Below are 14,766 nucleotides of genomic sequence, written 5' to 3'. Positions count from 1 at the left end.
AGGCCCCCCCGGCGGCCGTGACGCAGGGGACGAAGGCCGCGCCGATGACCCGGCCGCCGGAGCCCTGGGGGCGGCCCGGGCGGCGGTGGGAGAACAGCCGGTCTCAGCGTACGGGCGCGGTGTTCGCCGTGGTTGACGCCACGGTGAAGACCGAGTCGCAGCGGTCGCGGACGTAGTCGTTGTGCGTGGCGATGACCACGGCACACCCCGCCTTGCTCATCTCCTGGAGGATGTCGACGACCATGACGGTATTGGCATGGTCGAGTGCGCCCGTCGGCTCGTCGGCCAGGATGAGCTCCGGCTGCTTCACCATGAGCCGGGCCAGGGCCACTCGCTGCTGTTCGCCTCCGCTGAGCACATGGATCTTTTCCTTCCCGCGTCCCGCGAGACCGACCCGCTGAAGGGCCTCGTCGATCGCGGCTCCAGGACGGTTCGAGCTGCCCCGGCCGGGCTTGATCGCGACGCGGAGGTTGTCCGCCACGGTGGCGTTCTCGATCAAGGCGTAGTTCTGGAAGAGGTAGCCCAGGACATCGCGCCGGAATCTCCTGGTGCTGCGGCGACCGAACCGGGTGATGTCCTTGCCTTCGTAGACGATCCCGCCCGCGCTCGGGGCTTCCAGGAGCCCGAGACAATTCAGCAGGGTGGATTTGCCCGATCCGCTGGGGCCGACGAACGCGAGCGTCTGTCCCCTCTCGATGTCCAGGTTGACGCCGGACCACAGGGTTCGGCGTCCGAACGACTTGGAGAGGTTCTCAATCTTGATCACGGAAATACTCCTGCTGAGGTGAGGGGCCTGCGGGCGTCGGTGGAGGACGTCATCCCTCCGCCGCCCCCTCCTTGACGATGCGGCGGTGGAAGGCGGCGAGGGCGAGCAGTACGGCGCCCGCCGAGACGGCCACCAGGCCGGCGGTGAGTCCCAGGTCCGTCGCGGTGATCTCCGCTTGCTGGTTGGGCGCAGGAATCCCCATCGCAGCGAAATCGCGCAGTTCCTGGTTCTCCCGCCACACGCTGTACGGGAGCCACGCGGCGAGGACGAGGACGAGCAGCGCCTCCACGCCGAGGACGGTGCGATGACTGGAGACGAAACGCCAGCCACTGATGTGCCTGACGAAGATGGCCTGCGCGTTCTTGCGCGTGTAGACGATGCAGACACCGATGCCGGTGATGACCAGGACGGCGATGGCAATGCCGAGGTTGAACAGGTTCATGCGGAAGTCATTGATCGCGTCACGCCGCTGGAGGGCTGCGTTGTGGCCGATCGGCCGGATCGCGATGACCTCGCTCTGCAGTTTGTTCGCCTCGATGCCCGCCTGGATGTCGGCAGGATCGGGGAAGACCACACCGCCCTGAGTGGCGAAGGAGCTGTAGGCGTTGTCGGTGAGGTAGGACGATCCGTTCGGGATCACCAGGAGTACCGGGTCACGGACGAGCGAGCGGTCTTCCCGGGTGTTGAGCGCCGCGGTGTGCACCTGGTCACCGGGGTTGTAGCCGAAGACTTCCTGTCCGGTGCCGGACTCCAGTGTCTGTACCTTTTCGGGCCGGATGCGCTCCGGCGCCTCCGGGCTGAGCGTGCCGGGTACCTCCGCCGCCAGTTCCGGCGCGTACCGGCTCAACGACGTGGGCACGATCAGCCGTACCGGTACGTCGTCCGAGCCCTTCCCCTTCCGGGGCGCGGCAGCGTAGCGATTGCCGGCGGTGTCGCGAATGGTCTGGCGGGCCAGGAAGGTCTCGTTGACGATGAGCATCTCGCCCTGCGGAACCTGGGATTGCGGTGCCAGGTCGCGCAGTTCACGGCGCCCGGCCACGATCAGCTCACCCTGGGCGTCGGCGTGGCGCAGCCATGCGCCCACGCGCTTCTCCATCTTCTTGATCGCGTCGCCGTTGACGCTGCCGTTGAGACGGATCGCCGAGGTGTCCCCCACCTCCGCGTACAGGCGTCGGCTGTCCTCCCTGGACAGGACGTCCTGGCCGGCCATCACCGTCGATCCTGCGATGGAGAAGGCGAGCAGGATGGCGGGGAGGCGGATCAGGTAGGCACATGTCGTGGCAGCTCGCGCGGGCAGTTCGCCCTTGATGGCCTGGAGGACACCGGTCTTGAAGGTCATGGCCAGCATCGCGGCGTGCGTGGCCAGGATGAGGAGCACGAGGAAGCCGGCGACGGACAGCGTCACCGCTCCGAACACGCCGAGCCACGCACAGCGGTTGTACAGGCCGAGGAAGACGAGGGCGCCGGTGCCCGTCACACTCGTGGCGATCGCGCCGAACATCGTGAGCTGCCGCAGGTCACGCAGGAGGATGGCGGTGAACGACATTCCCTGGAGCCGCAGTACACCGTACGACTTGGCATTCAGCAGGACACCGGCGCCAGTCATCGTCATGGCGGCGAGTGCCACGACCGCGACCGCCCAGACGAGGACGTCGTCCGAGTACATGGTCGTCAGCTGCTCGAACGAGAGGGGGCGGTGGACGCTCGCGTCCAGACCCAGCGCCGACAGCTCGCGTGCCAGTGCGTCGGCGGTGTCGTGCGTTCCGAAGACGTAGTAGAAGCCGCGGGGGTCTCGCTGTGCGATGTCTGCGAGTTCGTGCACCTGTGTGAGGTAGTCACGGCCGAACGACGGATATCCCTGCTTCAGCCAGGACCCGGCGAGGGACTCCGGGGCTCCCGTCGCCATGTACAGGTGGCGTATGCCGTCCGGGTTCCGCAAGTCGGGTACGTCGCGGGCCACGCTGACCTGGTTCTTGGAGGCGAAGGACTCGATGTGCGCGACGACGCTCGCTGCGGTCGTCGAATCATTGGAATCGGTCACCCAGACCACCGCGGAGTGTCCCAGCACGTACTGCTCGTCCAACCCCCTGATGAACAAGAACGCCACCAGCGCGGAGAATGCGAGCACGGCGGCGTAGATGAACTTAATACTTCGATGCAGCATCGATTGCCCAGACAGAGTGGTCGGAAGGAAGAATTCCGCAACAGGTAGGGTCGGAGGTATGGGAGAGGCCTCTTGGCCAGGCCTCTCCCACACCACGTCGCGCCCTACGCGGCCCTGTTACGACGGCGCAGGTCAGTTGCAGTTGGACCGGTAGTACGACTTGTTGCCGCTCCAGGCCTTCGTCGCCGACGCATAGGACGTCTTGCCCGCGTCCACGTTGCCGCTCTGAGCGAGGTAGGCGCCCTGGGCGGACGAACCGTGGCAGTTCTTCACGTGGAAGTAGTTCGAGTAGACGTTGTTACCGCTGGTCCCGTAGTACCACGTTCCACCGCTGACGTCGGACTGCGTGGCAGCGGCCGGAACGGCCGCTCCCATCACGAAGAGGGCGGCCGCGGCGGCCACTTTGAGCTTGTTGGACTGCATGGTGAATACCGTTCCTGGCTGGGAGTGTTGTGATCACGCGGTCGTGGGCACAGTCGCGGGATCAGGCGTGAAGCAAGCACGCCCGGCGGCGGTGGGAGACGTGCCGGTCTCCTGCTGTGCCGGCGAGGTGCGGAAACGTCACTCGCAGTTGGACCGGTAGTACGACTTGTTGCCGCTCCAGGCCTCGGGCGCCGACGCGTAGGACGTCCTGTCCTTGTCGACGTTGCCGCTCTGGGCGAGGTACTTGCCCTGCGCCGACGAGCCGTGGCAGCGGGTCGGGTGGTAGTAGTTCGAATACACCATGTCCGAGCTGTTGGTGCCGTACGTCCAGGTGCCACCACTCACCTGAGAGGTGGCGGCCACGGCCGGAACGGAAGCGGCCAGGACGAAGCCGGCGGCGACGACCGCGCCCTTTATCTTGGTGCTGATCTGCACTTTTTACTTCCCATCTCACATGTTGGTCGGTCTGACGCGTCATCATGTACGGAAGTGGAGGCGGTGATCAAATCCGATAAGCGTGAACATGATCACTTGTGTCGTGCTCGGCCGTTCCGTCAATGGGCGTGCTATTTGCGGGAGATGGGCAGTCTGAGCCGCTGGCGGAGTGGGCCGGATCCACCATCTGATCGACGAGTGCCGCGGCCGGATGCCCCGGTCGGAGAGGGCCGGCGTCGCTCCGCCCGTCGTCCGGCGGCACCTCTGTGCGCGACGTCGGCGGGGCCGAGAGGGGCGGCCTCCTTCGCGAAGGCCGGCGTCCGGGCGTTGATCACGTCGAGGGGGTCGATCCGCGGCCCGCGCCCGGCCGCAGTGATGATCTCGGCAAAGGTTCCGCGGACGAGGCGCGGTACTGGGCCCTGTCCCGGGAGGGCGGACCACCGTTCACTGAACCTCATCGAGGACGCGGCCAGCCGGGCGGGCATCCCCGACCCGTACCGCCTGGGCTCCGTCGTCCAGGCCGAGCTGATCGTGGACGCGCTGGACCGGTCCTGCCAGGCCCACCACTTCCTCGACTCCGTCAGCATCGAGTCGCTGCACGACTTCGACTCGACCGCCGAACTCGCCCGCATGCTCGGATCCCAGCTCACCATCGCCTACCTGGACGCCTCCGAAGACACCCGCACGCGGCGGGGCGCAGCCGGGGCCCAGGACGTCGCCGAGCGCGACGTCGTCAAGAGGGCGCGGGGTGCGGACAGGATCGCCCCCATCGCCCCCATCGCCCCCATCGCCCCCATCGCCCACGACGCCATCGGCAACGACGGGCCGCGGCTGGAACTGGAACGCCGGCTGGACCGCATCGCGCTTGACCGCCGCTGGCCTGAGCACCAGCCCAGCACCATGCCGGTCAACGCGCTCGGGCTCCCGGTCCACCTGGAGTCCTACCTGGCCGAGTTCCTCGACCGCACCACCGGTCCGCAGCCGCTGATCGACCTGCTGGCCGTCACCGGTAGCGGCGCTCGCTGCAAGTACCGGCACGGGTGGAGCGACCTCGACGTGTTCGTCGTCGCCGAAGCCTCCCCCCTCGACGGGATCCGCCAGATCCTCGCGGAACTGTAGGGCGGCGGGGTCAAACTCGGCATGACCGTGCTGACTCGAGCCGAGTGCCGGGCGGGTGCTGTGACCTCTGCCTCGTTCATCACTGGGCAATCCGTCCACGTCGACGGCGGCTGGCTGCTGCACTGGGACTGACAACAAGCAAGGAGACAGACCGACATGAAGGAACGAGTCCGCGCCGTCCTCGTCACCGCTGACGACACGATGCTGGTCATCCGCCGCACCAAGCCCGACGTCCCTGAGTACTGGGTGCTCCCGGGCGGCGGCGTCGAGCCGAGCGACGAATCCCGCGAGGCCGCCCTCCACAGGGAGATCCACGAGGAGATCGCCGGGAAGGCCGACATCGTCCGCCTCCTCCACACCATGGAGTCCGACGACGAACGCCAGCTCTTCTACCTCGCCCGCATCGCGACCTGGTCCTTCGAGGACCGTACCGGGCCCGAGTTCAGCGCCGAGGGCCGCGGCGAGTACGCGCTGGAGGAGATCCCGCTGACCGTCGAGGGCCTCGACGGAATCGACCTCAAGCCCGAGGAGATCGCCCACGTTCTGCGAGGGGCGTTGGAGGCCAGCGTTCTCGGAGACGGGGCCGCGGTGTAGTCGCCCACTGCGCGAGCATGCCACCGGGGCCAGCACGAAGAGTGCTGGCTCCGGGTGGTGTCGCCTGTCAGTCCTCGTCGGGGAGGAAGAAGCCGCCGGCGGATGCAGCTATGGCGCACAGCCGCTCGTATTCGGAGTGGTCCTCGGCGGTCATGTGAGGGATGAGGTCCCCGACCATGCGGGCTTCGTTGGCGTAGGCCCCGGACGCGGACCTCGCTGATCGAGGTGGCGGTTCGAGCCCTCGGTGGCGGGCGGCGTCGGAGAGCACTGCGGCCGGGTCGTGGCCGGCATTGCGGGCCTCTGTGAGGGTGGCGGCCAGCGCAGGCCAGCCGGGCTCGGCCAGAATCTGCTCGGCCCAGTCGGGTACCGCCTGGCGGATGAGGCTGGCCTGCGTGGTTCCTCTTGGCGTGCCAGGTGGCGGCGGCCGTGGTGAGGAAGAACGCCATGTCGATCAGCATCGCGGTTGTGGCGCCGTCCTCGCCTCGGCCGAGGGCGGGTCCGCTGTGGATGACGTCGCGGGCGGCTTGGCGTAGGGCGCGGTCGTGGCCGCGTTCGGCGCGTACGTGGGAGCGGGCTGCCCGCTCGAAGGCTGTTGCGGCTTCCCCCAGCTGATCGCGGGTGTGGGCGGCGGAGGCCAGGACATTTGCGGGAGTTGGGGCACGCGGAGGGCACGGCAGGGTTGGAGAGGTCTAGACAATGACAAAGCCCCAGGTCGCTGACCTGGGGCTTTATTATGGAGCGGATGACGGGAATCGAACCCGCGCTATAAGCTTGGGAAGCTCATGTTCTACCATTAAACTACATCCGCGCAGTGGACCAGTTTCCTGGATCCCTACCGTTGCACACTCTACCCCATGATCGACCCCCGGTGCGTTCGCCGCGGGGTCGTTGTTGTCTGTCGTGTGCACCAAGGCGTGTGGCTGCGGGAGTTGGGGCGTACCGTGGGGTGGCGGAGCGGCGGCTGGAGCGGGTGTCGATCATCCCCTAATGTGGCGATTCGTCGCAGTACGGCTCGTTGGGGAAAGGGACTCGATGGAGCACACCGTCGTCCGTTGTGCCGAAGGGCACGTTTTCAGTACCGCCTCCTTCCCGCTGCAGCACCTCGGTGCCGGCCGGATCGGGCCCGGGCGGCTGCTGCGGTGTCCGCGGTGCGCGCGCCTGCGCCAGGCGGTGCCTGTCGGTGGTGCGGTCAAGCGGTAGACGTAGGGCCGGGCGCGCGGGCGGTCCCTCTCGATTGGGGGAGGCCCGCGCGCTCTGCGTATCCTCGGGGCGTGCTTCTCTCTGACAAAGACATCCGGGCCGAGATCGACAGCGGACGGGTTCGCATCGACCCGTTCGACGAGGCGATGGTGCAGCCCTCCAGCATCGATGTGCGTCTCGACCGGTACTTCCGGGTGTTCGAGAATCACCGCTACGCCCACATCGATCCCGCGGTCGAGCAGCCGGACCTGACCCGGATGGTCGAGCCCGAGGGGGACGAGGCGTTCATCCTGCACCCCGGTGAGTTCGTCCTGGCGTCGACCTACGAGGTCATCACGCTGCCCGACGACATCGCCTCCCGGCTGGAGGGGAAGTCCAGCCTGGGCCGCCTCGGCCTCGTGACGCACTCGACCGCCGGGTTCATCGACCCCGGTTTCTCGGGGCACGTGACCCTCGAGCTGTCGAACCTGGCCACGCTGCCGATCAAGCTCTGGCCGGGCATGAAGATCGGGCAGCTGTGCATGTTCCGGCTCAGCTCGCCCGCGGAGTTCCCGTACGGCAGCGAACGGTACGGCTCCAGGTACCAGGGGCAGCGCGGGCCGACCGCCTCGCGCTCCTTCCAGAACTTCCACCGCACCCAGGTGAGGCACGAGGCATGAGCGACTCCGTACGCGAGAACCTGACCTACGAGGGCTTCGGCGCCGCCGTGCGCGAGCTGGCGCAGACCATCGCCGACGACGGCTACGAGCCCGACATCATCCTGAGCATCGCCCGCGGCGGTGTGTTCGTCGCCGGCGGTCTGGCGTACGCCCTGGACTGCAAGAACATCCACCTGGTGAACGTCGAGTTCTACACCGGCGTCGGCACCACGCTGGAGATGCCGGTCATGCTGGCGCCCGTGCCCGAGGCGATCGACTTCACCGACAAGAAGGTCCTCATCGCCGACGACGTCGCCGACACCGGCAAGACGCTGAAGCTGGTGCACGACTTCTGCCTGGGCCACGTCGCCGAGGTGCGCTCCGCGGTCATCTACGAGAAGTCCCACTCCCTCGTGAAGTGCGAGTACGTGTGGAAGAAGACCGACGAGTGGATCAACTTCCCCTGGTCGGTCGAGCCGCCGGTCGTCAAGCGAGAGGGCCAGGTCCTCGACGCCTGATCGCGGTTCGTCCCACCGCATGCGCGAGGGGCCCCCGGCTGATGGCCGGGGGCCCCTCGCATGCGTGTGTCCGCTAGATGGTGCCCAGCTTGATGATCGACAGCAGGGCGACCAGCTGGATCGCGGAGGCACCCAGCGCCTTCGGCCACGGCAGGTCGTGCGACTTGCTGATCAGCGAGGTGAAGAGCGCGCCCGCGGCGACCCAGGTGGCCCAGCCCAGTACCTGCACGATCATGTTGTCGCCGCCGAGGAACACGGCGAAGAGCAGACGCGGGGCGTCCGTGATGGACATGACCAGCATCGACAGGCCCACGGTGGGCTGCCAGCTGCCGTCACCGCCCATCTGGCGGGCCAGGGTGTGCGTGACCGCGCCCAGGAGCAGACCGCAGATGACGAAGGCCACACCGGCGGACAGCACGATCGGGACGGCCTTCGACAGGGTCGCGTTGATCGCGTCGTCGCGGGCGTCGTCGAGGCCGAAGACCGCGAGGAGTCCGTAGAGGAAGGTCACGGTCAGCGCCGGACCCCAGACGGGGTAGTCGCGCATCTGGAGGAAGGTCTGGCCGGGCCGCGTCACGATGCCGCGGAGCAGCTCCTTCCACGGCAGCCGCGGACCGGACGGCGCCGCGGCGAGGGCGCCCGCCTGGTAGGTGCCGCCCTGGCTGTACGGGTCCTCGCCGACGGCGAAGACCTGGGTGTGCCCGGGGTTGTCGTTCGAGTAGTGCCCGCCGCCTCCCTGGCCGTACGGGGGCTGCTGCGCGGGCGGGTGCTGCTGCCCGTACGGGTCGAAGTACTCCGGCTCGCCGTGGCTCCCGGCGTTCTGCTGCGGCCACTGCTGCTGCGGTGGCGGCCCGCCGACGGGAGGGTACGCCGGCCGGCCGTACGGCGGCGGTTGCTGCTGACCGTACGACTGCTGCTGCTGCGGGGGTTGTTGCGGACCGCGGTTGTCGTCCCGGCCGCGTCCGATCCTGAATCCAGCCACGTGATCGAACGTACCTGGTCCGGAGCGCCCCGGTGGCCGGGCGGGGGGAACAAGCACCCTTTGCGGCTGACCTGTGACATCCCCTAGGGGATCCCCGGGGGGTTGTCCCCACCTCCGAACCACCTCTGTCGCGTGTCCGGTTTACGTACTTGCGGAGCGTTCTGCGGCTCTTCGTTACGTTCTCTACGGAGTACCCACATATCGGGCCCGTAGCTTCGTGTCCGTCGCCTCCACTCAGCACGAACGAGTACGAACGAGCACGAGGAAGAGCCCCCATCATGCGCAGCATCCACCGCACCACCACCCTCCGTACCGCCGCCGCCGCCGCCGTCGCCGGCGCGGCCACCGTCCTGGCGCTCCCGGTCGGATCCGCCTTCGCGGACTCCCGGGCGGTGCCGGAGCCGGAGGTGCTGCCCGGCATCGAGCAGCGTTCGGTGGAGCCGTCCGTCCAGCCGTCCGTGGAGCGGTCCGTCCAGCCGTCCGTGGAGCCGTGCGTGGAGCCCCGGACCCAGCCGCCGGTGGTGCCTCCCGTCCAGCCGCTCGCCGAGCCCCCGGCCGACCGGAAGGGCGTCCGCACCTTCGTCACGGCCGTGAGGCTGGCGGACGGGTCCGTGGCCAAGGTCCACAAGGTCGGCAGGAGCCACTTCGAGGCCGACATCCTGACGGGCTCCACCAAGCTGGACACGCTGGTCAGCCGGGGCGCAGCGGCGTCGTACGGGCAGAGCAACGGCCTGCACGTCGTGCTCCGCCCGAACGGCACCGTGACGTCGTGGATGGACGGGGCGCCGAAGCCGGTGCCGAAGGCCAAGCCGGTGCCGCAGGCCGGGAAGCACGTCAGGGTGGAGAGCTCGGTGCGGGTCGGGATGCCGGACGGGCGGATCGCCAAGCTGGTGGACGGCCCGCGCGCCAAGTACGCCGTGATCTCCACGCCGAACGGGCACGTCCTCGGCTCCGCCGACCTGCAGCGTCCGGCCCTGCAGAACGACGGCTGGACGTACGGGCTCGTCCGCGACGGCAAGCGCGTGAAGTTCGTCGTCATCGACGGCAAGGGCGGCGGGAACAGCTGGGTGTACGACTTCGGCGGCCGGCTGATCGAGAGGTACACGGTCGACGCACCGAAGCCGACGCAGGGCCACGCCCGGGTCGTCGCCAGCAGTGGCGGCGCTGCCTCGGCCGGTGCGGCGGGGCTCGGCTTCGCCGTCCTGCCGGCCCGGGGCTGACCGGAGGCCGGCCGGAGACGCCGGAACGGCCGGCCCCCGAGTGGGGCCGGCCGTTCCGGTGTGTCGTGCCGCCTGCGGGTGCAGGGCCTGCCTACTTGGCGCCTTCGGCCTTCGCCTCGTCCGCCCCGTCCGCCGTGGCCCCGGCGTCCGTCGCCGCCTCGGTCCCGGCGTCGGCGTCGGTCGCTGCCCTGGTCTCGGCATCCGCGTCGGCCGCGGTCCCGGCGTCGGCCTCCGCCGCGGTCCCGGCGTCGGCCTCGGTCTCCGGCTCGGCGTCCGCGGTCGCCGTGGGCTCGGCCCCGGCCTCCGGAGCCGCCTCGGCCTTCGCCGCTGCGTCCGCCTCCTCGGCCTCGGCCTTCGCCGCTGCCTCCGCCTCCGCCTTGGCCTTCGCCTCGGCCTCGGCCTTCGCCTGGGCTTCCGCCTCCGCCTTGGCCTTGGCCTCTTCGGCCGCCTTCGCCTCGGCCGCGGCTTCGGCCTCCGCCGCGGCGGCTGCCGCAGCGGCCTCCGCCTCGGCCTCGGCCGCCAGGGCTGCCAGTTCCTCCTCCGTCGGGCCCGGGGCCTTGACGGACTCCAGCAGCAGCTGGGCCACGTCCACGACCTGCACGGACTCCTTGGCCTGGCCCTCGTTCTTCTTGCCGTTGACCGAGTCGGTCAGCATGACCAGGCAGAACGGGCAGGCGGTGGAGACGATGTCGGGGTTCAGGGAGAGGGCCTCGTCGACGCGCTCGTTGTTGATGCGCTTGCCGATCCGCTCCTCCATCCACATCCGCGCGCCACCGGCGCCACAGCAGAAGCCCCGCTCCTTGTGGCGGTGCATCTCCTGCTGGCGCAGGCCCGGCACGGCCGACATGATCTCGCGCGGCGGCGTGTAGACCTTGTTGTGGCGGCCCAGGTAGCACGGGTCGTGGTACGTGATCAGGCCGTCGACCGGCGTGACCGGCGTCAGCCGGCCCTCGTCGATCAGGTGCTGGAGCAGCTGCGTGTGGTGGATGACCTCGTACTCGCCGCCCAGCTGCGGGTACTCGTTCGCGATGGTGTTGAAGCAGTGCGGGCAGGTCGAGACGATCCGCTTCGCCGACTTCGGCTTGCGGGTCGAAGGATCTTCGTCGTCCTCACCGAACGCCATGTTCAGCATGGCCACGTTCTCCTGGCCCAGCTGCTGGAACAGCGGCTCGTTGCCCAGGCGGCGCGGCGAGTCACCGGTGCACTTCTCGTCGCCGCCCATGATCGCGAACTTGACGCCCGCGATGTTCAGGAGCTCCGCGAAGGCCTTCGTGGTCTTCTTGGCCCGGTCCTCCAGGGCGCCGGCGCAGCCGACCCAGTAGAGGTAGTCGAACTCGGAGAGGTCCTCCGCGTCCTTGCCGATGATCGGGACCTCGAAGTCGACCTCCTTCGTCCACTCGACGCGCTGCTTCTTCGCCAGGCCCCAGGGGTTGCCCTTCTTCTCCAGGTTCTTGAGCATCGTGCCCGCCTCGGACGGGAAGGCGCTCTCGATCATCACCTGGTAGCGGCGCATGTCGACGATGTGGTCGATGTGCTCGATGTCGACCGGGCACTGCTCCACGCACGCACCGCAGGTCGTGCAGGACCACAGCACGTCCGGGTCGATGACGCCGTTCTCCAGGGCCGTGCCGATCAGCGGGCGCTCGGCCTCGGCGAGCGCGGTCGCCGGCACACCGGCCAGCTGCTCCTCGGACGCCTTCTCCTCGCCCTCCATCGTCTTGCCGCCGCCGGCCAGCAGGTACGGGGCCTTGGCGTGCGCGTGGTCGCGCAGCGACATGATGAGGAGCTTCGGGGACAGCGGCTTGCCGGTGTTCCAGGCGGGGCACTGCGACTGGCAGCGGCCGCACTCGGTGCACGTGGAGAAGTCGAGGATGCCCTTCCAGGAGAACTGCTCGACCTGAGAGACGCCGAAGACGTCGTCCTCGCCCGGGTCCTCGAAGTCGATCTCCTTGCCGCCGCTGGTCATCGGCTGGAGCGCGCCCAGCGCGGACGCGCCGTCGGCGTTGCGCTTGAACCAGATGTTCGGGAAGCCGAGGAAGCGGTGCCAGGCGACACCCATGTTGGTGTTCAGGGAGACCACGATCATCCAGATCAGCGAGGTGCCGATCTTGATCATCGCGGTGAAGTAGATGGCGTTCTGCAGGGCGCTCGCCGAGAGTCCGTCGAAGGCCATGACCAGCGGGTACGAGATGAAGTACGCCGGCTCCCAGCTGTCCACGTGGTGGATCGCGCCCTCGAGGCCGCGCAGGCACAGGATCGCGAGGCCGATGGTGAGGATGATGTACTCGACGAAGTACGCCTGCCAGGCCTTCGAGCCCGCGAAGCGCGACTTGCGGCCGGCCCGCGAGGGCAGGCTGAGCAGGCGGATCGCGATCAGGACCAGGATGCCGACCACGGTCATCAGGCCGATGAACTCGATGTACAGCTCGAACGGCAGGAAGCCGCCGAGGACCGGCAGCGTCCAGTCGGCCTGGAAGAGCTGGCCGTAGGCCTGCGCCAGGGTCGGCGGGAGCGTCAGGAAGCCGATCGCGACGAACCAGTGCGCGAAGCCGACGATGCCCCAGCGGTTCATGCGGCTGTGGCCGAGGAACTCCCGGACGAGGGTGAGCGTTCGGGCCTTCGGGTCGTCCGTGCGGCTGCCGGCCGGCACGGGCTGGCCGATCTTCACGAAGCGGTAGATCTGCGCCACGGCTCGTGCGAGCAGCGCGACGCCGACCACGGTCAGGACCAGCGACACGATGATCGCGGCGAGTTGCATGGGAGGGCTCCTCGGGCGGCACTTACTAAGCGGTAACTTATGAAGTCAAGGCTTGAGGTTACCCATTCCCGACGCCGCAATGTAGCTGAGCGTGCGGTGATCTGTGTCGCTCAGGCGAGCCTTTGTCGGTAGGCCGCCCGCGGGGTCTGGGCAAGGATCGCGAGGTCCATCCCGAGCCAGTGGTTCTCCACATAATGCCGGTCGAGCAGCGCCATCTCCTCCCAGGGGAGGTCGGAGCGCGCCCCCACCTGCCACAACCCGGTCATTCCGGGGCGTACCAGGAGCCGGTCGGGGCGGTCCGTACGGGCCTCGGGGCGCGGGCCGACCAGCGACATCTCCCCGCGGACCACATTGAGCAGCTGGGGGAGTCCGTCGACGGCGCAGCGCTCCAGGAGCGCGCCGGTCCGCCCCGCCCCGGCCGTGGCGAAGCGCCAGGTCCGGAACGGCCGCCCGGCGAGGCCGGCCGCGGGCTCCCGTACGAAGGCGCGGCCGCCCCGGACCGCGCACAGCAGTGCGGTGACGGCCGCGAGCGGGAGGGCGAGTGCGGCGAGCAGGGCCACCGCCCCGACGAGGTCGAGCACCCGCTTCGCCGGCGGGGCCGCGGGTACCCGTACCCGTAGTGGGGCGGCGGTGAGTGTGAGCGGCATGCCAGCACGCTGCCGCACGGGCGTCGCGACCCCGGCGTGCCGCGCGGCGCGGGTCCCTCGTCCGGCCGCCCCGCCGCCGGGAAAACCCAAGGTTGCGCGTAAGTGGCGGCTAAAGGTTGAGCCGACCCGACTCAGTTCTGTTGACGCATGCGCGGCGATGCGGCATGGTTGAGTCCGTTCCACTCAAGTCAGCTGGAGGAATCGAAATGGCACGTGCGGTCGGCATCGACCTGGGCACCACTAACTCCGTCGTCAGCGTTCTGGAAGGCGGCGAGCCCACCGTCATCACCAACGCCGAGGGCGCCAGGACCACGCCGTCCGTCGTCGCCTTCGCCAAGAACGGCGAGGTCCTCGTCGGCGAGGTGGCCAAGCGCCAGGCGGTCACGAACGTGGACCGGACCATCCGCTCCGTCAAGCGCCACATGGGCACTGACTGGAAGATCAACCTGGATGGCAAGGACTTCAACCCGCAGCAGATGAGCGCCTTCATCCTGCAGAAGCTGAAGCGCGACGCCGAGGCCTACCTGGGTGAGAAGGTCACGGACGCGGTCATCACCGTCCCGGCCTACTTCAACGACTCCGAGCGTCAGGCGACCAAGGAGGCCGGCGAGATCGCGGGCCTGAACGTCCTGCGCATCGTCAACGAGCCGACGGCCGCCGCCCTGGCCTACGGCCTCGACAAGGACGACCAGACCATCCTCGTCTTCGACCTCGGTGGCGGCACCTTCGACGTGTCGCTCCTGGAGATCGGTGACGGCGTCGTCGAGGTCAAGGCCACCAACGGTGACAACCACCTCGGTGGTGACGACTGGGACCAGCGCGTCGTCGACTACCTGGTGAAGCAGTTCGCCAACGGCCACGGCGTCGACCTGTCCAAGGACAAGATGGCGCTCCAGCGTCTGCGCGAGGCCGCCGAGAAGGCGAAGATCGAGCTGTCCTCCTCCACGGAGACCTCGATCAACCTGCCCTACATCACGGCGTCCGCCGAGGGCCCGCTGCACCTGGACGAGAAGCTCACGCGCGCCCAGTTCCAGCAGCTGACCGCTGACCTGCTCGACCGCTGCAAGACCCCGTTCCACAACGTCATCAAGGACGCCGGCATCCAGCTGTCCGAGATCGACCACGTGGTCCTGGTCGGCGGCTCCACCCGCATGCCGGCCGTCGCCGAGCTCGTCAAGGAGCTGACCGGCGGTCAGGACGCCAACAAGGGCGTCAACCCGGACGAGGTCGTCGCCATCGGCGCCACCCTCCAGGCCGGTGTCCTCAAGGGTGAGGTCAAGGACGTCCTGCTCCTCGACGTGA

General features: G+C 68.7%; 13 protein-coding genes, 1 tRNA gene and 2 pseudogenes. 7 read left to right on the top strand and 9 right to left on the bottom strand.

What is annotated here, in order from left to right:
- Positions 1–103 precede the first annotated feature (103 nt).
- The 4 genes from IH80_RS0100075 to IH80_RS0100060 form a co-directional block, all read right to left on the bottom strand.
- Complete coding sequence (locus IH80_RS0100075; RefSeq protein WP_030956565.1) at positions 104–766, bottom strand: ATP-binding cassette domain-containing protein; 663 nt, start codon at positions 764–766, stop codon at positions 104–106.
- A 49-nt stretch (positions 767–815) separates the two neighbouring features.
- Entirely contained in the window at positions 816–2,930 is a 2,115-nt protein-coding gene (locus tag IH80_RS0100070) for a hypothetical protein (RefSeq protein ID WP_158943230.1), read from the bottom strand.
- A 132-nt stretch (positions 2,931–3,062) separates the two neighbouring features.
- Positions 3,063–3,353 (bottom strand): lactococcin 972 family bacteriocin, encoded by a 291-nt coding sequence (locus tag IH80_RS0100065; protein ID WP_030956561.1) that lies wholly within the window; start codon positions 3,351–3,353, stop codon positions 3,063–3,065.
- A gap of 138 nt (positions 3,354–3,491) precedes the next feature.
- The gene (locus IH80_RS0100060; protein WP_037878411.1) at positions 3,492–3,788 is read right to left on the bottom strand and encodes a lactococcin 972 family bacteriocin; all 297 of its coding nucleotides are present in this window, start codon (positions 3,786–3,788) and stop codon (positions 3,492–3,494) included.
- A 375-nt stretch (positions 3,789–4,163) separates the two neighbouring features.
- Here IH80_RS0100060 and IH80_RS0100055 point away from each other — a divergent pair, with 375 nt between their 5' ends.
- Together IH80_RS0100055 and IH80_RS0100050 are read left to right on the top strand one after the other, a co-directional pair.
- Positions 4,164–4,907 (top strand): hypothetical protein, encoded by a 744-nt coding sequence (locus IH80_RS0100055; protein ID WP_030956556.1) that lies wholly within the window; start codon positions 4,164–4,166, stop codon positions 4,905–4,907.
- A 156-nt stretch (positions 4,908–5,063) separates the two neighbouring features.
- Positions 5,064–5,501: an NUDIX hydrolase gene (locus IH80_RS0100050; protein WP_030956555.1), complete on the top strand. Its 438-nt coding sequence runs from the start codon at positions 5,064–5,066 to the stop codon at positions 5,499–5,501.
- 176 nt (positions 5,502–5,677) lie between these two features.
- Here the strand turns inward: IH80_RS0100050 and IH80_RS45585 are convergent.
- Both IH80_RS45585 and IH80_RS0100040 read right to left on the bottom strand, forming a co-directional pair.
- A pseudogene (locus IH80_RS45585) lies at positions 5,678–6,133 on the bottom strand (mobilization protein); the annotation flags it as partial.
- 102 nt (positions 6,134–6,235) lie between these two features.
- Positions 6,236–6,309 (bottom strand) — tRNA-Gly (locus IH80_RS0100040).
- Between the two features lie 179 nt (positions 6,310–6,488).
- On the opposite strand from IH80_RS0100040, the gene IH80_RS45580 reads away from it, so the two are divergent.
- The 3 genes from IH80_RS45580 to IH80_RS0100030 all read left to right on the top strand — a co-directional run bounded on the left by IH80_RS45580 (position 6,489) and on the right by IH80_RS0100030 (position 7,857).
- Positions 6,489–6,701, top strand: coding sequence for a hypothetical protein (locus IH80_RS45580; RefSeq protein ID WP_076044107.1), 213 nt, complete (start codon positions 6,489–6,491; stop codon positions 6,699–6,701).
- Positions 6,702–6,772: 71 nt separating this feature from the next.
- A complete protein-coding gene (gene dcd / locus IH80_RS0100035) occupies positions 6,773–7,360 on the top strand; it encodes a dCTP deaminase (RefSeq protein WP_030956554.1) in 588 nt (195 codons plus the stop codon).
- Positions 7,357–7,857, top strand: coding sequence for a phosphoribosyltransferase (locus tag IH80_RS0100030; RefSeq protein WP_030956553.1), 501 nt, complete (start codon positions 7,357–7,359; stop codon positions 7,855–7,857). The genes dcd and IH80_RS0100030 overlap by 4 nt, the downstream gene beginning before the upstream one ends.
- A gap of 73 nt (positions 7,858–7,930) precedes the next feature.
- On the opposite strand, the gene IH80_RS0100025 is transcribed toward IH80_RS0100030, so the two are convergent.
- Complete coding sequence (locus IH80_RS0100025; RefSeq protein ID WP_030956552.1) at positions 7,931–8,839, bottom strand: Yip1 family protein; 909 nt, start codon at positions 8,837–8,839, stop codon at positions 7,931–7,933.
- A gap of 278 nt (positions 8,840–9,117) precedes the next feature.
- Between IH80_RS0100025 and IH80_RS40500 the strand changes: the two genes are divergently transcribed.
- Positions 9,118–10,059 (top strand): hypothetical protein, encoded by a 942-nt coding sequence (locus tag IH80_RS40500; protein ID WP_051808571.1) that lies wholly within the window; start codon positions 9,118–9,120, stop codon positions 10,057–10,059.
- A gap of 535 nt (positions 10,060–10,594) precedes the next feature.
- Here the strand turns inward: IH80_RS40500 and IH80_RS0100015 are convergent.
- A pseudogene (locus IH80_RS0100015) lies at positions 10,595–12,817 on the bottom strand ((Fe-S)-binding protein); the annotation flags it as partial.
- Between the two features lie 110 nt (positions 12,818–12,927).
- Positions 12,928–13,464 carry a sugar transferase gene (locus IH80_RS0100010; protein ID WP_030956540.1) on the bottom strand — a complete coding sequence of 179 codons (537 nt, stop codon included), beginning with the start codon at positions 13,462–13,464 and terminating at the stop codon, positions 12,928–12,930.
- A gap of 206 nt (positions 13,465–13,670) precedes the next feature.
- Here IH80_RS0100010 and IH80_RS0100005 point away from each other — a divergent pair.
- Positions 13,671–14,766 (top strand): Hsp70 family protein (locus IH80_RS0100005; RefSeq protein WP_030956539.1); only part of this gene is annotated, 1,096 nt, incomplete at its 3' end.

This window comes from Streptomyces sp. NRRL S-378, assembly GCF_000720645.1.
In the GTDB taxonomy this organism is placed as follows: Bacteria; Actinomycetota; Actinomycetes; order Streptomycetales; family Streptomycetaceae; genus Streptomyces.
The sequence above is the reverse complement of the archived record's forward strand: the minus strand, read 5'-3'. Positions and strand labels throughout refer to the sequence as shown.